The sequence below is a fragment of the Pseudomonas sp. TE6288 genome (assembly GCF_054062095.1).
Window position 1 is genome coordinate 1 of record NZ_JBSSEW010000007.1, and the last position, 17,003, is coordinate 17,003.

Sequence of the window (17,003 nt, forward strand, 5' to 3'; positions counted from 1 at the left end):
TGGTAGTGTGGGGTTTCCCCATGTGAGAGTAGGTCATCGTCAAGATTCATTTCGCAAAACCCCTATCTGCGCGAGCAGGTAGGGGTTTTGTCTTTGTGCCTGGAAAACACTGTAGGAGCCGGCTCGCCGGCGATGCGCCGCGTCAGCGGCGCCCCGGGGGCCACGCTCATGGAAAGTGTGACTCGAACACCGATACAGTTCCTCATATGGCCATCTCCCACAATTCGAGTCGGAACACTAGAATAGAGCCGACGCATCCATTCAGAACCCCTTTATGCCTAACCCTGTCGAACCCGAAGCGCTCGCGCAGCTGCGGCTGGATGAACTGGTGGCCTGCCACGAGTGCGACCTGCTGATGCGCAAGCCAACCCTGCAGCATGACGAGAAGGCCCTGTGCCCACGCTGCGGCTATGAGCTCTATGCCCATCGCCACAACCTGGTCAACCGAAGCCTCGCCCTGGTGCTGACGGCGCTGCTGTTGTACGTGCCGGCCAACTTCCTGCCGATCATGCAATTGCACCTGCTCGGTCAGACCTCCGACGATACGGTCTGGAGTGGCGTGCTCGGCCTGTACAACTCAGAGATGCGCGGTATCGCCGTGGTGGTGTTCCTGTGCAGCATGGCCATCCCGCTGCTGAAGCTGCTGTGCCAGCTGGCGGTGCTGTTGAGCATCCGTTTTGACTTCGGTCGCAGCTATGGCCTGCTGATCTATCGTATCTACCACCACCTGCGTGAGTGGGGGATGCTCGAGGTCTACTTCATGGGCGTGCTGGTGGCCATCGTCAAGCTGGTCGACCTGGCCGAGCTGAGCATCGGCCTGGGCCTGTTCTGCTTCATCAGTCTGCTGCTGGTGCAGGTCTGGCTCGAGGTGGTCATGTCGCCGCACCAGATCTGGGTGGCCTTGTCGGGGGAGGATGTCCATGCGGGCGATTGATGCAGGCATCCTGGTCTGTAATGAATGCCATGAGCTGAACCGCCATGAGCCTGGCAGCAACTCGCAGGCCTGCACCCGCTGCGGTGCGGTGGTGCACGCTCGGCGGCCCAACAGTATCGTGCGTACCTGGGCGCTGCTGGTCACGGCGATGATTCTCTATATCCCGGCCAACGTGCTGCCGATCATGACCGTCAGTGCCCTGGGGCAGGGCAGCCCGGACACCATCATGTCTGGCGTCATCACCCTGATGAAGCACGGCATGTTGCCGATCGCCGCCGTGGTGTTCATCGCAAGCATCCTGGTGCCCACCTTCAAGCTGGTGGGTATCGCCCTGCTGCTCTATTCGGTGCAACGCCACCAGCCCCTGTCCGCACGGCAGCGCATCCTGATGTACCGCTTCATCGAATTCATCGGCCGCTGGTCGATGCTGGACATCTTCGTCATCGCCATTCTCGTGGCCGTGGTGAATTTCGGCCGCATCGCCAGTGTCGAAGCCAACCTGGGCGCTGTCGCCTTCGCCACTGTGGTGATCCTGACGATGCTCGCCGCTTTAACTTTCGATCCCCGACTGATCTGGGACAACACGGAGTCGGATGACGACCATGAGTGACTTGCCTACGGCTAAAACCCGCCCAGCTTCGAACTGGTCGGCCATCTGGATCCTGCCGCTGATTGCCTTGGCGATCGGCGGCTGGCTGGCCTGGCAAGCCTACAAGGATGCCGGCATCGAGATACAGGTGCGCTTCGAGAGTGGCGAGGGCATCGTCGCCAACAAGACCGAGGTCATCTATAAAGGCATGTCGGTGGGCAAGGTGGTCGCCCTGGTGCTGGATGACAAAGGGGACAGCCGTGGCGTCGTCGCCACCGTCGAGATGCGCAAGGAGGCAGGCCCGCACCTGACCAAGGGCACGCGCTTCTGGCTGGTCAAGCCGAGCGTCAGCCTGGCAGGTATCTCGGGCCTGGAGACACTGGTTTCAGGTAACTACATTGCCGTCGATCCCGGGGAGGGGGAGCCTACCAAGCGCTTCACCGCGCTCAAGGAAGCTCCGCCACTGTCCGATGCCGAGCCGGGCTTGCACCTGACCCTCAAGGCCGAGCGACTGGGCTCGCTCAACCGCGACAGTCCGATCTTCTACAAACAGATCCAGGTAGGTCGGGTGAAGAGCTATCGGCTGTCTGAAGATCAGGGCACGGTAGAGATCAAGGTGTTCATCGCGCCAGCCTATGCCAGCCTGGTGCGCAAGCACACACGTTTCTGGAACGCCAGCGGGGTCAGCATCGATGCCGACCTGTCCGGGGTCAAGGTGCGCACTGAATCGCTGTCGAGCATCGTGGCCGGGGGCATCGCCTTTGCAACGCCGGAGAACCGCAAGGACAGCCCGCCCACCGATCCAAGCCTGCCGTTCCGCTTGTACGAGGACTTCGACGCAGCCCAGGCCGGCATCCGCGTCAAGGTCAAGCTCAGTGACTTCGAAGGTTTGCAGAAGGGGCGTACACCGGTGCTGTACAAGGGCATCCAGGTGGGCACGCTCAAGGATCTCAAGGTCGAAAATGACCTTGCCAGTGCAACGGCCGAGCTGACCCTCGACCCACTGGCCGAGGACTACCTGGTCGAAGGCACGCAGTTCTGGGTGGTCAAGCCGTCGATCTCGCTTGCCGGTATCACCGGCCTCGAGGCATTGGTGAAGGGTAACTACATTGCGGTGCGCCCGGGCGAGCCGGGCGCCAAGCCCCTGCGCGAGTTCGAGGCGCGTGCCAAGGCGCCACCATTGGACCTGAAGGCGCCCGGCCTGCACATGGTGCTGTTCGCTGACACCCTGGGCTCGCTGGAAGTGGGCAGCCCGGTGATGTACCGCCAGGTGCGCGTGGGCAGCGTGCAGAGCTACCAGTTCGCTCGCAACAGCAAGCGCATCCTGATTGGCGTGCACATCGAGAAGGAATACGCCAACCTGGTCAACGGTTCCACGCGCTTCTGGAATGCCAGTGGCATCACCCTGACCGGTGGCCTGTCGGGTATCCAGGTCAAGAGCGAGTCGCTGCAGACGCTCATGGCCGGCGGTATCGCCTTCGACACGCCGAAACCGGATGTACCGCTCAAACGGCATATCCCACGTTTCCGCCTGCATGAAAGCCAGGACGCGGCCAACCGTGCCGGTACCCTGATCACCATTCGCGTGGACCGCGCCGATGGCCTCAAGCCGGGCACGCCGATCCGCTTCCGCGGGTTGGACGTGGGCAGCGTAGAGAGCGTCGACCTGACTGGCGACCTGCAGGCGGTTCTGCTCCGTGCGCGGATTACTCAGGCGGCCGAGCGTATCGCCCGCGTGGGTACGCAGTTCTGGGTGGTCAAGCCTGCCTTGGGGCTGGTGCGTACCCAGAATCTCGACACGCTGATCGGCGGCCAATACCTGGAGGTGCTGCCAGCGCTCAAGGATAAGGGGCCGCAGCGTGACTTCATCGCCCTGGGCGATGCCCCCGAGGTGAAAGGCGAGGAGGTCGGCCTGCCGCTGACCTTGAGCGCGGCGCGTCGTGGCTCGATCAAGCCGGGCGTGCCGGTCACCTACCGTGAGATCGCAGTGGGCAAGGTCACCGGCTTCGAACTGGGTCAGACCGCCGACCGGGTACTTATCCACATCCTTATCGAGCCTCGCTACGCCGGACTGGTGCGTGGCGGCAGCCGCTTCTGGAACAGCAGTGGGTTCGGCTTCGACTGGGGCCTGTTCAAGGGCGCCACGGTACGTACCGAGTCGGTGGAGACCTTGATCGAGGGTGGGATTGCCTTCGCCACGCCCGATGGCGAGCAGATGGGCAACCCGGCGCGACCGCAGCAGACCTTTGCGCTGTTCGACAAGCCGGAGGATGAGTGGATGCAGTGGGCGCCGAAGATCCAGATCGGCAAGTAATGATGGGATGGGCCGCTATGCGGCCCTTTCGCCGCGGTTCTTCGTCACGACAAGCCGGCTCCCACGCCGACCGCATTGGCCTCGGGCCATTCGTTATTCAGTGGCAGCCGGCTTGCCGGTAGCCTCGAAGGCACCGACGCTAATGCAGTTTTGGCGAGTAACGAGAAAATCACAGGCATAAAAAAACCGACCCTAGGGTCGGTTTTTTCGACAAGAACGTCGCTTAGGCAGCTGCAGCTTCTTTCAGTGCCTTGATGTGGCCATTCAGACGGCCTTTGTGGCGAGCAGCTTTGTTCTTGTGGATGATACCCTTGTCGGCCATACGGTCGATTACAGGTACAGCCAGAACGTAAGCGGCTTGCGCTTTTTCGGCGTCTTTTGCGTCGATGGCCTTGACTACATTCTTGATGTAGGTACGGACCATGGAACGCAGGCTGGCGTTGTGGCTGCGACGCTTCTCAGCCTGTTTTGCACGTTTCTTGGCGGAAGGTGAGTTGGCCACCGTCGAGCTCCTCGAAAGACTTTAGGTAAATAGCAAACAAAATAGGCCGCGAATCATGCCGATGAGTCGATCGGATGTCAAGGCCACCTGCAAGGTTCCGCCGAGTGGTGAGCCAACAGGAGGGAAATATTCCTTTCTGTCGCACGACCTGTAAACTCGGGAATTTTTGGCTCCCCTGCGAAGGCGCGGGAGTATCGCACATTCGGACGCTGTCTGGCAGCGTCCTCTGCCCCTGGCGTGAAACTTTTCGATGAACCTGCTCAAATCCCTGGCCGCGGTCAGCTCCATCACCATGATTTCCCGGGTGCTCGGCTTCGTGCGCGATACCATCCTGGCGCGGGTGTTCGGCGCCGGCATCGCTACCGATGCCTTCTTCATCGCCTTCAAATTGCCCAACCTGCTGCGGCGGATCTTCGCCGAAGGCGCGTTCTCCCAGGCCTTCGTGCCGATCCTTGCCGAGTACAAGACCCAGCAGGGCGAGGAGGCCACCCGTACCTTCATCGCCTATGTCAGTGGCCTGCTGACCCTGATCCTGGCGCTGGTCACCGCCATCGGCATCCTCGCCGCGCCCTGGGTGGTCTGGGTCACGGCACCGGGGTTTGTCGACAGCACCGAGAAGTACGAGCTGACCACCGCGCTGCTGCGGGTGACCTTTCCTTATATATTGCTGATCTCGCTGTCGTCGCTGGTCGGTGCGATCCTCAACACCTGGAACCGCTTCAGCGTGCCGGCGTTCACCCCCACGCTGCTCAACGTGGCGATGATTGCCTTCGCCGTGCTGCTCACCCCCTACTTCGACCCACCGATCATGGCCCTGGCCTGGGGCGTGCTGGCCGGTGGCCTGGCGCAACTGCTGTACCAGCTGCCGGCGCTGAAGAAGATCGGCATGCTCGTGCTGCCGCGCCTGAACCTGCGCGATACCGGCGTGTGGCGCGTGCTCAAGCAGATGCTGCCGGCGATCCTTGGGGTATCGGTGAGCCAGATCTCGCTGATCATCAACACCATCTTCGCCTCCTTCCTGGTGGCCGGCTCGGTGTCCTGGATGTACTACGCCGACCGCCTCATGGAGCTGCCCTCCGGCGTGCTGGGCGTGGCCCTGGGCACCATCTTGCTGCCGACCCTGGCCAAGACCTACGCCAACCAGGACCGTGAGGAGTATTCACGGATCCTCGACTGGGGCCTGCGCCTGTGCTTCCTGCTGGTGCTGCCCTGCACCCTGGCCCTGGGCATCCTCGCCGAACCGCTGACCGTGGCGCTGTTCCAGTACGGCAAGTTCACCGCCTTCGACGCAGCCATGACCCAGCGGGCGCTGGTCGCATATTCGGTGGGGCTGATGGCGATCATCCTGGTCAAGGTGCTGGCACCTGGCTTCTATGCGCAGCAGAATATCCGCACACCGGTGAAGATCGCCGTGTTCACGCTGGTGTGCACGCAGTTGCTCAACCTGGCCCTTGTCGGCCCGCTGGCCCATGCCGGGCTGGCCCTGGCGATCAGTCTGGGCGCCTGCCTGAACGCCGGCCTGCTGTACTGGAAGCTGCGCAGCCAGCAACTGTTCCAGCCGCAACCGGGCTGGGCGATGTTCCTGCTCAAGCTGGTGCTGGCAGTGGCGTTGATGTCGGGCGTGCTGTTGCTGGGCATGCACTACATGCCGGCCTGGGAGCAGGGCAACATGCTCGAGCGCTTCGTGCGCCTGGGCGCTCTGATCGTCGCCGGTGTGGTGACCTATTTCGGTTGCCTGTACCTGTGTGGTTTCCGCCCACGGCATTTCGCCCGCAAGGCGCTGCACTGAGGCGCGAAAAGGGTCAGGCGTCGGTTTTTCGCATTCCATACCCCGTGGTGGCGCTGCTGCCTGTCACCAGCGCCCGGGTGTGGTTATAATCGGCCACTTTATGAGCAAGAAGCGCGTTATGCAGCTGGTTCGAGGTCTTCACAACCTGCGCCCCGAGCACCGGGGCTGTGTCGCCACCATTGGCAACTTCGACGGGGTCCACCGCGGCCACCAGGCGATCCTCGCGCGCCTGCGCGAACGTGGCCAGGAACTCGGCCTGCCCACCTGCGTGGTGATCTTCGAGCCACAGCCTCGCGAGTATTTTGCCCCGGATACCGCGCCGGCCCGCCTGGCGCGCCTGCGTGACAAGGTCGAGCTGCTGGCCGGCGAGGGCATCGACCGGGTGCTGTGCCTGTCGTTCAACCAGCGCCTGAGCCAGCTCAGTGCCGAGCAGTTCGTCAAGGCGGTGCTGGTCGATGGCCTGGGCGTGCGCCACCTCGAAGTGGGCGACGACTTCCGCTTCGGCTGCGACCGCGCCGGTGATTTCGCCTTCCTCACCGAAGCCGGCAAGCGCCATGGCTTCAGCGTCGAGGCAGCCAACACGGTCATCCAGGACGGCCTGCGGGTCAGCAGCACCGAAGTGCGCAAGGCCCTGGCCGATGGCAACTTCGAGCTGGCCGAACACCTGCTGGGCCGCCCGTACCGCATTACCGGCCGCGTGTTGCATGGCCAGAAGCTGGCCCGCCAGCTCGGCACCCCTACCGCCAACATCCAGCTCAAGCGCCGTCGCGTGCCGCTGTCCGGGGTCTACCTGGCAAGCATCGAAATCGACGGCCAGCAGTGGCCGGGTGTCGGTAATATCGGAGTACGCCCCACCGTTGCCGGTGACGGGCGTCCTCACCTGGAGATTCATCTCCTGGACTACGCCGGTGACCTCTATGGCCGGCGCCTGACGGTGGAATTCCACCACAAGCTGCGTGAAGAGCAGCGTTTCGCCTCCCTGGAGGCGCTGAAGTCGGCGATCGACGCGGACATCGCCGCCGCACGTGCCCACTGGCACGCTCAACCGCTAACGAAGAGCCTGAAATGACCGACTACAAAGCCACGCTTAACCTTCCGGACACCGCCTTCCCCATGAAGGCCGGCCTGCCTCAGCGCGAACCGCAGATCCTGCAGCGCTGGGACAGCATTGGCCTGTACCAGAAGCTGCGCGAAATTGGCAAGGATCGTCCGAAGTTCGTCCTGCACGACGGCCCGCCCTATGCCAACGGCAAGATCCATATCGGTCATGCGCTGAACAAGATTCTCAAGGACATGATCGTCCGCTCCAAGACCCTGTCGGGCTTCGACGCCCCGTACGTACCGGGCTGGGACTGCCACGGCCTGCCGATCGAACACAAGGTCGAGGTCACCCATGGCAAGCACCTGTCCGCCGACCGCACCCGCGAGCTGTGCCGCGAGTACGCAGCCGAGCAGATCGAAGGGCAGAAGACCGAGTTCATCCGCCTGGGCGTGCTGGGTGACTGGGACAATCCGTACAAGACCATGAACTTCGCCAACGAGGCCGGGGAGATCCGCGCCCTGGCCGAGATGGTCAAGCAAGGCTTCGTGTTCAAAGGCCTGAAGCCTGTGAACTGGTGCTTCGATTGCGGTTCGGCCCTGGCCGAAGCCGAAGTCGAGTATGCCGACAAGAAGTCCCAGACCATCGACGTCGCCTTCCCGGTCGCCGACGAGGCCAAGCTGGCCGCTGCCTTCGGCCTGGCCGCGCTGGCCAAGCCCGCCGCCATCGTGATCTGGACCACCACCCCGTGGACCATCCCGGCCAACCAGGCGCTGAACATCCACCCGGACTTCACCTACGCGCTGGTCGATACCGGCGAGCGCCTGCTGGTGCTGGCCGAAGAGCTGGTCGAGTCGTGCCTGAAACGCTATGCCCTGGAAGGTTCGGTCATTGCCACCGCCCCGGGTTCGGCCCTCGAGCTGATCAACTTCCGTCACCCGTTCTACGACCGCCTGTCGCCGATCTACCTGGCCGAATACGTCGAGCTGGGCGCCGGTACCGGCGTGGTGCATTCCTCGCCCGCCTACGGTGAAGATGACTTCGTCACCTGCAAGCGCTACGGCATGGTCAACGACGACATCCTCACCCCGGTGCAGAGCAACGGCGTGTACGTCGAGTCGCTGCCGTTCTTCGGCGGCCAGTTCATCTGGAAGGCCAACCCGGCCATCGTCGACAAGCTCAGCGAAGTTGGCGCGTTGATGCACACCGAAACCATCAGCCACAGCTACATGCACTGCTGGCGCCACAAGACCCCGCTGATCTACCGCGCCACCGCGCAGTGGTTCGTCGGCATGGACAAGCAGCCCACCAGCGGCGACAACCTGCGCGAGCGCTCGCTCAAGGCCATCGAAGAGACCAAGTTCGTTCCGGCCTGGGGCCAGGCGCGCCTGCACTCGATGATCGCCAACCGTCCGGACTGGTGCATCTCGCGTCAGCGCAACTGGGGCGTGCCGATCCCGTTCTTCCTGGACAAGCAGACCGGTGAACTGCACCCACGTACCGTCGAGCTGATGGAAGAAGTGGCCAAGCGCGTCGAGCAGCAAGGCATCGAGGCCTGGTTCAAGCTGGATGCCGCCGAACTGCTGGGCGATGAAGCCGGCCAGTACGACAAGATTTCCGACACCCTTGACGTCTGGTTCGACTCCGGCACCACGCACTGGCACGTGCTGCGCGGCTCCCACGATATCGGCCACGCCACCGGCCCGCGCGCCGACCTGTACCTGGAAGGCTCCGACCAGCACCGCGGCTGGTTCCACTCTTCCTTGCTGACCGGCTGTGCCATCGACGGCCACGCGCCGTACCGCGAGCTGCTGACCCACGGCTTCACCGTGGACGAGAACGGCCGCAAGATGTCCAAGTCGCTGGGCAACACCATCGAGCCGGAAAAGGTCAACAACACCCTGGGTGCCGACATCCTGCGCCTGTGGGTCTCCGCCACCGACTACTCCGGTGAGATGGCCGTTTCCGAGCAGATCCTGCAGCGCAGCGCCGACGCCTACCGCCGCATCCGCAACACCGCGCGCTTCCTGCTCTCCAACCTGTCCGGCTTCGACCCGGCCCGCGACCTGCTGCCGGCCGAGGACATGCTGGCCCTGGACCGTTGGGCGGTCGACCGCACTCTGCTGCTGCAGCGCGAGCTGGAGGAGCACTATGGCGAGTACCGTTTCTGGAACGTCTACTCGAAGATCCACAACTTCTGCGTGCAGGAGCTTGGTGGCTTCTATCTCGACATCATCAAGGACCGCCAGTACACCACCGGCGCCAACAGTGTCGCCCGCCGCTCCTGCCAGACCGCGCTGTACCACATCAGCGAGGCGCTGGTGCGCTGGATCGCGCCGATCCTGGCGTTCACCGCCGACGAGATCTGGCAGTACCTGCCGGGCGAGCGCAACGAGTCGGTGATGCTCAACACCTGGTACCAGGGCCTGACGGAACTGCCGGCCGACGCCGAGCTGGACCGCGCCTACTGGGACCGCGTGATGGCGGTCAAGGCGGCGGTCAACAAGGAGCTGGAGAACCAGCGCACCGCCAAGGTCATCGGTGGCAACCTGCAGGCCGAAGTCACCCTGTTCGCCGAAGAGGGCCTGACCGCCGACCTGAACAAGCTCGGCGACGAGCTGCGCTTCGTGCTGATCACCTCGGCCGCCAGCGTGGTGCCGTTCGTCCAGGCCCCGGCCGATGCCGTGGCAACCGAAGTGGAAGGTCTCAAGCTGAAGGTGGTCAAGTCCGGCCATGTCAAATGCGGCCGTTGCTGGCACTTCCGCGCCGATGTGGGCAGCCACCCGGAGCATCCGGAAATCTGCGCCCGTTGCGTCGACAACCTGAGCGGTTCGGGCGAGGTGCGCCACTATGCCTAATGCGTCCGCGGGGCGTTTCGGGCGCCTTGCCTGGCTCTGGCTGAGCCTGGTGGTGCTGGTCCTCGACCAGGCCACCAAGGTCTACTTCGAGGGCGCGCTGAGCCTGTACCAGCAGATTGTGGTCATCCCTGACTACTTCAGCTGGACACTGGCCTACAACACCGGCGCGGCGTTCAGCTTCCTGGCCGACAGCTCCGGCTGGCAGCGCTGGCTGTTCGCCGTGATCGCCGTGGTGGTCAGCGCCGTGCTGGTGGTCTGGCTCAAGCGTCTGGGGCGTAACGAGACCTGGCTGGCCGTGGCCCTGGCCCTGGTGCTGGGCGGTGCATTGGGCAACCTGTACGACCGCGTGGTGCTCGGCCATGTGGTCGACTTCATCCTGGTGCACTGGCAGAACCGCCACTACTTCCCGGCCTTCAACCTGGCCGACAGCGCCATTACCGTGGGCGCGGTGATGCTGGCGCTGGATATGTTCAAGAGCAAGAAGTCCGAGGAAGCCGTCCATGACTGAGACCCGTATCGGCCAGAACACCGAAGTCACCCTGCACTTCGCGCTGCACCTGGAAAACGGCGACACCGTCGACAGCACCTTCGACAAGGCCCCGGCCACGTTCAAGGTCGGCGACGGCAACCTGCTGCCGGGCTTCGAGAACGCCTTGTTCGGCTTCAAGGCCGGTGACCAGCGCAAGCTGAGCATCGCCCCGGAGAACGCCTTCGGCCAGCACAACCCGCAGAACGTGCAGGTGATGCCGCGCTCGCAGTTCGAAGGCATGGAGCTGTCCGAAGGGCTGCTGGTGATCTTCAACGATGCCGCCAACACCGAACTGCCAGGTGTGGTAAAAGCGTTCGACGATAACCAGGTGACCATCGATTTCAACCATCCACTGGCTGGCAAGACCCTGAACTTCGAGGTGCAGATCCTCGACGTGAAGGCCGTGTGAGCCTGGAGCCGAGCATGCAAATCAAACTCGCCAACCCGCGCGGCTTCTGTGCGGGGGTCGACCGGGCGATCGAGATCGTCAACCGCGCCCTGGAAGTCTTCGGCCCGCCGATCTACGTGCGCCACGAAGTGGTGCACAACAAGTTCGTGGTCGAAGACCTGCGTAACCGTGGCGCGGTGTTCGTCGAAGAGCTGGACCAGGTGCCGGACGACGTCATCGTCATCTTCAGCGCCCATGGCGTTTCCCAGGCCGTGCGCCAGGAAGCCGCGGGCCGTGGCCTGAAGGTATTCGATGCCACCTGCCCGCTGGTGACCAAGGTGCATATCGAGGTGGCCAAGTACAGCCGTGATGGCCGGGAGACCATTCTCATCGGCCATGAAGGGCACCCGGAAGTCGAAGGCACCATGGGCCAGTACGACGCCAGCAACGGCGGTGCCATCTACCTCGTCGAGGACGAGGACGATGTTGCCAGGCTGCAGGTGAACGACCCCGACCACCTGGCCTTCGTCACCCAGACCACGCTGTCGATGGACGACACCAGCCGGGTGATCGACGCCCTGCGCGCACGCTTCCCGAACATCGGTGGCCCGCGCAAGGACGACATCTGCTACGCCACGCAAAACCGCCAGGACGCCGTCAAGCAACTGGCCGACGAGTGTGACGTGGTGCTGGTGGTCGGCAGCCCCAACAGCTCCAACTCCAACCGCCTGCGCGAGTTGGCCGAGCGCATGAGCACCCCGGCCTACCTGATCGACGGTGCCGAGGACCTGCAACGCAGCTGGTTCGACGGTGTCCAGCGCATCGGCATCACCGCCGGTGCCTCGGCGCCCGAGGTGCTGGTGCGTGGCGTGATCGAGCAGCTCAAGGCCTGGGGCGCCACCGGCGCCGAAGAGCTCGACGGCCGCGAAGAGAACATCACCTTCTCGATGCCCAAGGAACTGCGGGTTCGCTCGCTGATCTGACTTAGTCACCTGCACAGCGGCGGTCCTCGTCGCTGCGCAGGCTGACCCGGCCACTGGGGCTCAGCACCACCTGATGCTGGCTGCCAGGCCCGCTGCGCTGGCAGATGTCCAGCGTGATGCCGACAAAGCCTTCCCCTATCGGTGCGCCCCGCCTGCTGAAGCGCACCTCCCGCGCAGAACTGGCTACTACCTTTACCGGCTTGGCCAGGCGATGTTCGCGCAACATCTGGCCGTCGTGCTCTTGCGATACGCGCCAGCCTTTGCCCCAGTCACCTTCCAATGGATGAACCGTCAGCGCCTGCTGTTGCAGCGCGGCCTGGTTGCGCGCGGCGCGCAGTGCCTGCGCCAGTTCCCGGGCGACGGCGGCCAGTTGCAGGGTTTCGCCGAGCCGGGCGTAGGACGTTGCCCCCAGGTGTGTCAGCAGGCTGCCAATCGTCAATGCGCACATCATTTGTAGCAGTGTTACGCCTTGTTGCTTCACCGTGCTTTCCTCCCTGGAAGTGCTTCGCTGTAGCTTCCGGCCTGGCCACGCGAGGCGCCAGTCAGCCGGTTCGGGCAGACGGCGAGGAAAGATCCCAGGAGGGCGACGATGCGAGCGAAGGAAGGCGGGATGACGCTGCTGGAGGTGCTGCTGGCGATGACGGTACTGGCGCTTGGGGTGTTCGCCGCAGCGGCCTTGCAGGTGCGTGGCATGCAGGCGGCTGAGAGCGCCCGGCGCGACGGTCAGGCGTTGCAACTGGCCCAGGGCATGCTCGAGCGGGTGAGGGCCAGCGGCACGCTCGAAGCGGGGGAGGAGAGTGCCTGGCGCTCGCGGGTCACCCAGGTGCTTGGCGCCTCGGCACAGGGGCGGATCAGGCGCCACGCCGGCATGTTGGAGCTGCAGGTGAACTGGCCGGCCCAGGCAGAGGGTCGCCCGGCCTTGCAGTTGCAGGGCAAGGTACTGCCATGAAACGCGGGCAAGCGGGCGCCGGGCTGGTCGAAGTGTTGTTGGCCGTGGCCCTGGGGGCGTTGTTGCTGGTGGCGGCGGGCCAGTTGTTCGGCCAGGCCTATCAGGCCTGGCGGCTGCAAGGCGCGGTGGCGAGGCTGCAGGACGATGCGCGCCTGGTCCTGCAGCGCCTGGCCGAGGATATCCGCATGGCGGGCATGTTCGGCTGCCTGCGCCTGGAGGCGGCGGACTTCGCCGATCCGCAGGCTGCGCTAGCCTTCGCCAGGCCAATCGAGGTCAACGCTGACAGCCTCACGCTGGTAGGCGCCGAGCTGCCGGGATTGCTCGGTGCGCCGGACTGGACCGTGCTAACCGACTGTCGCAGTTGGGCGCAGGTCCTGCGTGGCCAGCATGTGCCTGGCGATGCCCTGCTGGCCTTGCCGGTGCGCCGGGTTACCTACCGCGTGCGCAATGGCAGCCTGATGTTCACCAGCAACGCCCAGCATGCCAGCCTGGTCGGCAATGTCCGGGCCCTGCGGGTGCGCCAGGGCGACGGTCGCGTCGATATCGAGTTGCTCATGCAGGACCGCGAACATCGGCTGGAGCAGCGCCATGCACTGAGCGTGGCCGTGCGCAATCCTGGGGCTGGCGCATGATTCGCCAGCGTGGCGTGGTGCTCTTGCTGGCCCTGAGCCTCAGCCTGCTGCTTGGCCTGCTGACCGCTCTGGGCATGCGCGAGGCCTTGCTGCAGGCGCGGCAGGTCGGCGAACAATGGCGCAGGGCGCAGGCCTTCGAACAAGCCGAAGCCAGCCTGGTGGAAGGGGCCGCGTTGCTGCAAGGCGGGTTGCCTGCGTTGTGTCTTGACTGCCTGCCGCCTGAGCTGCCGACGGCATCACCTGCCGCGCCGTGGCGAACCACCGACAGTGGCTACGTGCTGCTCCAGCACCTGGGGCAAACACTCCGTGCCGTCGGCCTGCCGCGAGACAAGCGGGTCGACCTCGTGCGGATCACGGCGCTGAGCCGCCAGGTGCGTGGCCGACAATTCCTGGAAGCGGTCTATGCCGTGGACGGGCAGGGCAGTATCGGACGCATCAGCTGGCGGCAGCGCCTGGAGGAGGGCTGATCATGCAGCGGGGCCTTGGTCTGATCGAATTATTGATTGTCGTGGCGCTGATCGGCATGCTGGCAACCATTGCCTACCCCAGTTACAGCGACCAGCAACGGCGTGCCGCGCGCGGCGAGGTGGTCGGGCTGCTGCAGGACGCGGCGTTGCGCCTGGAACAGCATCGCGCGTATGTCGGCGGCTACGCCGACACCGAGCAACTCGTCACGGTATTGTCGGCTGGCAGCCGCTACTACCGCCTGCAGGCTCAGCGCGACGAAGACGCTTTCACACTGCTTGCCCGCCGTGTGACGGAGACGTTCATGGCAGGCGACCGCTGTGGCGACTTCCGCCTCGATCACGCTGGCGTGCGTGACAACCCGGGCGGCAGCGAAGACGAGCAGACATGCTGGGGAAGCTGAAGATCAAAAGGTGCCCGCGCACCGTGGAATTACTTCAGGTGTTGGATCGAACGATGAGCAAGCAAGTAGTGATTGTCGGCGGTGGCGTCATCGGCCTGCTGACGGCGTTGAACCTGGCGGCGGATGTCGACCGGGTGGTGGTGTGCGACCAGGGCGAAGTAGGGCGTGAGTCGTCCTGGGCCGGTGGCGGCATCGTCTCGCCGTTGTACCCCTGGCGTTATAGCCCGGCGGTGACGGCGCTGGCGCATTGGTCGCAGGATTTCTATCCACAGCTGGGCGAGCGTCTGTTCGCCAGCACCGGCATCGACCCGGAGGTCCACACCACCGGGCTGTACTGGCTGGACCTGGACGACGAAGCCGAGGCGCTGGCCTGGGCGGCGCGTGAGCAACGGCCGCTCAGCGCCGTGGATATCTCGGCTGCTTATGACGCGGTGCCCGTGCTGGGAGCGGGCTTCCACCGCGCCGTGTACATGGCGGGCGTGGCCAACGTGCGCAACCCGCGGCTGGTGAAGTCGCTCAAGGCGGCGCTGCTGGCGCTGCCCAACGTGACCCTGCGCGAGCATTGCCAGATCAGCGGTTTTGTCCATGAAGGCGGGCGTGTCGCCGGGGTACGTACCGAGCAGGGTGTGCTGGCTGCCGACGAGGTGGTGCTCAGTGCCGGTGCCTGGAGCGGCGATCTGCTGCAGACTTTGGGCCTGAGCCTGCCGGTGGAACCGGTGAAAGGGCAGATGATCCTGTTCAAGTGCGCCGAGGACTTTCTGCCGAGCATGGTCCTGGCCAAGGGCCGCTACGCGATCCCGCGTCGCGACGGGCATATCCTGGTCGGCAGCACCCTGGAGCATGCCGGTTACGACAAGACCCCGACCGCGGATGCACTTGAGAGTCTGAAGGCTTCGGCGGTGGAGCTGCTGCCGGCGCTGGCAGATGCCGAGGTGGTGGGGCACTGGGCTGGCCTGCGCCCTGGGTCGCCGGAAGGCATCCCTTACATTGGCGCGGTGCCGGGGCATGAGGGGCTATGGCTGAACTGCGGCCATTACCGCAACGGGCTGGTGCTGGCGCCGGCGTCTTGCCAGCTGTTCAGCGACCTGCTGCTGGGGCGTGCGCCGATCATCGATCCGGCGCCGTATGCGCCGCAAGGGCGTTTGGCTTAAGTTCGTCGGGCCCGCTGTGCGGGCCTTTCGCCGGCAAGCCGGCTCCCACAACGACTGCGCTGGCTTCGAACCTTGTGGGAGCCGGCTTGCCGGCGAAAGGCCGCAGGGCAGCCTCGCTCAGCGCGGTTGCCCCGGCCCTTGCTCCAGATGCTGCTGGCTGCAATACCAGTCCTTGCCCAACTGCAACGCCCGGTCATTGGGCAGGTGCACGCCGCAATGGGCGCAACGCACCATCTGCAGCGGGTCCTGCAGGCGCGGTTCGGCAGGCGATTGCTGACTGGTCTTGAACTTGCGCCACAGCCAGAACGCGGCGGCGATCAGGGCGATCCAGAAAAGTAGGCGAACCATGGTGTCCAGCTTGTCGAATGAAGAAGGCGACAGTCTAGGACGCGGCCAATAAAAAAGGGAGGCCTCGGGCCTCCCTTTCTTTGCATGCGACGTATCAGTCGAACAGACCGAAGGTCATATAGCTGAACCAGCTGCGGTCCTTCTCGGCTTCCTTCGGACCTTCCGGCAGGATCGGGTCGCCGTTCTCGTCCTTGGGCAGCAGCTCCTCGGGCATCTCGGAGCGGGCGTCCTGGAACTGCTTGACCACGTCCTGGTTGGCGCGGGTCTCGCCCGGCGGCAGCGGGGTCTTGGTCTCGATCAGGCCCAGGGTGGCCTTGGACAGCCACGAGCGGTTGCCGTTTTCGTCGACCTTGGTGACGAACTGGCCATCGACCAGGCTCGGGTGGTCCGGGTAGTTGAGCTTGAGGGTCTCGAGGCTGGTGGCGGCCAGTTCGTCCAGGTGCATGCGCTGGTACGACTCGACCATCACCGCCAGGCCGTCACCCACCGACGGGGTTTCCTGGAAGTTCTCCACCACATAGCGGCCACGGTTGGCGGCGGCCACATAGGCCTCGCGGCTCAGGTAGTAGTTGGCCACGTGGATTTCGTAGGAGGCCAGCAGGTTGCGCAGGTAGATCATGCGCTGCTTGGCGTCCGGGGCGTAGCGGCTGTTGGGGAAGCGGCTGGTCAGCTGGGCGAATTCGTTGTACGAGTCGCGGGCGGCGCCCGGGTCACGCTTGGTCATGTCCAGCGGCAGGAAGCGCGCCAGCAGGCCGCGGTCCTGGTCGAACGAGGTCAGGCCCTTGAGGTAGTAGGCGTAGTCGACGTTCGGGTGCTGCGGGTGCAGGCGGATGAAGCGCTCGGCAGCCGACTTGGCGGCCTCGGGCTCGGAGTTCTTGTAGTTGGCGTAGATCAGCTCGAGCTGGGCCTGGTCGGCGTAGCGGCCGAACGGGTAGCGCGACTCCAGGGCCTTGAGCTTGTTCACGGCGCTGGTATAGCTGGAGTTGTCCAGGTCGGCCTGCGCCTGCTGGTACAGCTCGGCCTCGCTGAGGTTCTCGTCAATGACTTCCTTGTTCGAGGAACAGGCAGCGGTGAGCCCGAGGATGGCGATCAGCAGCAGGTGTTTCACTTGCATGGCGGCTTGCGTCCCT

Annotated in this window: 18 protein-coding genes; 14 read left to right on the plus strand and 4 right to left on the minus strand. The window is 64.5% G+C overall.

Going from position 1 to position 17,003, the window contains the following annotated elements; genetic code table 11:
* Window positions 1-274: 274 nt before the first annotated feature.
* The 3 genes from ACVWY1_RS08645 to ACVWY1_RS08655 are packed head-to-tail and all read left to right on the plus strand — an operon-like array spanning window position 275 to window position 3,837.
* Entirely contained in the window at window positions 275-934 is a 660-nt protein-coding gene (locus tag ACVWY1_RS08645) for a paraquat-inducible protein A (RefSeq protein WP_102682164.1), read from the plus strand.
* Entirely contained in the window at window positions 921-1,544 is a 624-nt protein-coding gene (locus ACVWY1_RS08650; RefSeq protein ID WP_198755440.1) for a paraquat-inducible protein A, read from the plus strand. Before ACVWY1_RS08645 ends, ACVWY1_RS08650 begins: the two co-directional genes overlap by 14 nt.
* Window positions 1,537-3,837: a PqiB family protein gene (locus ACVWY1_RS08655; RefSeq protein ID WP_110700077.1), complete on the plus strand. Its 2,301-nt coding sequence runs from the start codon at window positions 1,537-1,539 to the stop codon at window positions 3,835-3,837. The genes ACVWY1_RS08650 and ACVWY1_RS08655 overlap by 8 nt, the downstream gene beginning before the upstream one ends.
* A 223-nt stretch (window positions 3,838-4,060) precedes the next feature.
* Here the strand turns inward: ACVWY1_RS08655 and rpsT are convergent, their stop codons facing one another.
* Window positions 4,061-4,339 (minus strand): 30S ribosomal protein S20, encoded by a 279-nt coding sequence (rpsT, locus tag ACVWY1_RS08660; protein ID WP_023533220.1) that lies wholly within the window; start codon window positions 4,337-4,339, stop codon window positions 4,061-4,063.
* A gap of 250 nt (window positions 4,340-4,589) precedes the next feature.
* Here rpsT and murJ point away from each other — a divergent pair, with 250 nt between their 5' ends.
* From murJ to ispH, 6 genes are all read left to right on the plus strand, one after another.
* A complete protein-coding gene (gene murJ, locus ACVWY1_RS08665; protein WP_457378122.1) occupies window positions 4,590-6,128 on the plus strand; it encodes a murein biosynthesis integral membrane protein MurJ in 1,539 nt (512 codons plus the stop codon).
* Window positions 6,129-6,246: 118 nt separating this feature from the next.
* On the plus strand, window positions 6,247-7,197 hold the full coding sequence (gene ribF, locus ACVWY1_RS08670; protein ID WP_102682160.1) for a bifunctional riboflavin kinase/FAD synthetase: 951 nt from the start codon (window positions 6,247-6,249) through the stop codon (window positions 7,195-7,197).
* The gene (gene ileS / locus ACVWY1_RS08675) at window positions 7,194-10,025 is read left to right on the plus strand and encodes an isoleucine--tRNA ligase (protein WP_110700075.1); all 2,832 of its coding nucleotides are present in this window, start codon (window positions 7,194-7,196) and stop codon (window positions 10,023-10,025) included. Before ribF ends, ileS begins: the two co-directional genes overlap by 4 nt.
* Window positions 10,018-10,533, plus strand: coding sequence for a signal peptidase II (gene lspA / locus ACVWY1_RS08680; protein WP_102682158.1), 516 nt, complete (start codon window positions 10,018-10,020; stop codon window positions 10,531-10,533). The genes ileS and lspA overlap by 8 nt, the downstream gene beginning before the upstream one ends.
* A complete protein-coding gene (locus ACVWY1_RS08685) occupies window positions 10,526-10,963 on the plus strand; it encodes an FKBP-type peptidyl-prolyl cis-trans isomerase (protein WP_023629753.1) in 438 nt (145 codons plus the stop codon). Before lspA ends, ACVWY1_RS08685 begins: the two co-directional genes overlap by 8 nt.
* 14 nt (window positions 10,964-10,977) lie before the next feature.
* Window positions 10,978-11,925 carry a 4-hydroxy-3-methylbut-2-enyl diphosphate reductase gene (gene ispH / locus ACVWY1_RS08690; protein ID WP_102682157.1) on the plus strand — a complete coding sequence of 316 codons (948 nt, stop codon included), beginning with the start codon at window positions 10,978-10,980 and terminating at the stop codon, window positions 11,923-11,925.
* Between the two features lies 1 nt (window position 11,926).
* Here ispH and ACVWY1_RS08695 read toward each other — a convergent pair whose 3' ends face one another.
* A complete protein-coding gene (locus ACVWY1_RS08695) occupies window positions 11,927-12,406 on the minus strand; it encodes a GspH/FimT family pseudopilin (protein ID WP_457378123.1) in 480 nt (159 codons plus the stop codon).
* A 108-nt stretch (window positions 12,407-12,514) separates the two neighbouring features.
* Here ACVWY1_RS08695 and pilV point away from each other — a divergent pair, with 108 nt between their 5' ends.
* From pilV to thiO, 5 genes are read left to right on the plus strand one after another with little or no spacing between them, the layout of a single operon-like run.
* Window positions 12,515-12,874 carry a type IV pilus modification protein PilV gene (gene pilV / locus ACVWY1_RS08700; protein ID WP_457378124.1) on the plus strand — a complete coding sequence of 120 codons (360 nt, stop codon included), beginning with the start codon at window positions 12,515-12,517 and terminating at the stop codon, window positions 12,872-12,874.
* On the plus strand, window positions 12,871-13,506 hold the full coding sequence (locus ACVWY1_RS08705; protein WP_457378125.1) for a PilW family protein: 636 nt from the start codon (window positions 12,871-12,873) through the stop codon (window positions 13,504-13,506). The genes pilV and ACVWY1_RS08705 overlap by 4 nt, the downstream gene beginning before the upstream one ends.
* Entirely contained in the window at window positions 13,503-13,973 is a 471-nt protein-coding gene (locus ACVWY1_RS08710; RefSeq protein WP_457378126.1) for a hypothetical protein, read from the plus strand. Before ACVWY1_RS08705 ends, ACVWY1_RS08710 begins: the two co-directional genes overlap by 4 nt.
* 2 nt (window positions 13,974-13,975) lie before the next feature.
* A complete protein-coding gene (locus ACVWY1_RS08715; protein WP_457378127.1) occupies window positions 13,976-14,374 on the plus strand; it encodes a type IV pilin protein in 399 nt (132 codons plus the stop codon).
* Between the two features lie 53 nt (window positions 14,375-14,427).
* A complete protein-coding gene (thiO, locus tag ACVWY1_RS08720; RefSeq protein WP_457378128.1) occupies window positions 14,428-15,525 on the plus strand; it encodes a glycine oxidase ThiO in 1,098 nt (365 codons plus the stop codon).
* Between the two features lie 117 nt (window positions 15,526-15,642).
* Here the strand turns inward: thiO and ACVWY1_RS08725 are convergent, their stop codons facing one another.
* Window positions 15,643-15,873, minus strand: a complete 231-nt coding sequence (locus ACVWY1_RS08725) for a PP0621 family protein (RefSeq protein ID WP_102682150.1) — start codon at window positions 15,871-15,873, stop codon at window positions 15,643-15,645.
* 94 nt (window positions 15,874-15,967) lie between these two features.
* Window positions 15,968-16,987 carry an outer membrane protein assembly factor BamD gene (locus ACVWY1_RS08730; RefSeq protein WP_046854166.1) on the minus strand — a complete coding sequence of 340 codons (1,020 nt, stop codon included), beginning with the start codon at window positions 16,985-16,987 and terminating at the stop codon, window positions 15,968-15,970.
* Between the last annotated feature and the right edge of the window lie 16 nt (window positions 16,988-17,003).

Coding starts and splice junctions, on each gene's coding strand:
- ACVWY1_RS08685 (WP_023629753.1), top strand. CDS start 10,526: ATGACTGAGACCCGTATCGGCCAGAACACCGAAGTCACCCTGCACTTC.
- ACVWY1_RS08650 (WP_198755440.1), top strand. CDS start 921: ATGCGGGCGATTGATGCAGGCATCCTGGTCTGTAATGAATGCCATGAG.
- ACVWY1_RS08725 (WP_102682150.1), bottom strand. CDS start 15,873: ATGGTTCGCCTACTTTTCTGGATCGCCCTGATCGCCGCCGCGTTCTGG.
- thiO (WP_457378128.1), top strand. CDS start 14,428: ATGAGCAAGCAAGTAGTGATTGTCGGCGGTGGCGTCATCGGCCTGCTG.
- lspA (WP_102682158.1), top strand. CDS start 10,018: ATGCCTAATGCGTCCGCGGGGCGTTTCGGGCGCCTTGCCTGGCTCTGG.
- ACVWY1_RS08645 (WP_102682164.1), top strand. CDS start 275: ATGCCTAACCCTGTCGAACCCGAAGCGCTCGCGCAGCTGCGGCTGGAT.
- ACVWY1_RS08710 (WP_457378126.1), top strand. CDS start 13,503: ATGATTCGCCAGCGTGGCGTGGTGCTCTTGCTGGCCCTGAGCCTCAGC.
- murJ (WP_457378122.1), top strand. CDS start 4,590: ATGAACCTGCTCAAATCCCTGGCCGCGGTCAGCTCCATCACCATGATT.
- pilV (WP_457378124.1), top strand. CDS start 12,515: ATGCGAGCGAAGGAAGGCGGGATGACGCTGCTGGAGGTGCTGCTGGCG.
- ileS (WP_110700075.1), top strand. CDS start 7,194: ATGACCGACTACAAAGCCACGCTTAACCTTCCGGACACCGCCTTCCCC.
- ribF (WP_102682160.1), top strand. CDS start 6,247: ATGCAGCTGGTTCGAGGTCTTCACAACCTGCGCCCCGAGCACCGGGGC.
- ACVWY1_RS08705 (WP_457378125.1), top strand. CDS start 12,871: ATGAAACGCGGGCAAGCGGGCGCCGGGCTGGTCGAAGTGTTGTTGGCC.
- ispH (WP_102682157.1), top strand. CDS start 10,978: ATGCAAATCAAACTCGCCAACCCGCGCGGCTTCTGTGCGGGGGTCGAC.
- ACVWY1_RS08655 (WP_110700077.1), top strand. CDS start 1,537: ATGAGTGACTTGCCTACGGCTAAAACCCGCCCAGCTTCGAACTGGTCG.
- ACVWY1_RS08730 (WP_046854166.1), bottom strand. CDS start 16,987: ATGCAAGTGAAACACCTGCTGCTGATCGCCATCCTCGGGCTCACCGCT.
- ACVWY1_RS08715 (WP_457378127.1), top strand. CDS start 13,976: ATGCAGCGGGGCCTTGGTCTGATCGAATTATTGATTGTCGTGGCGCTG.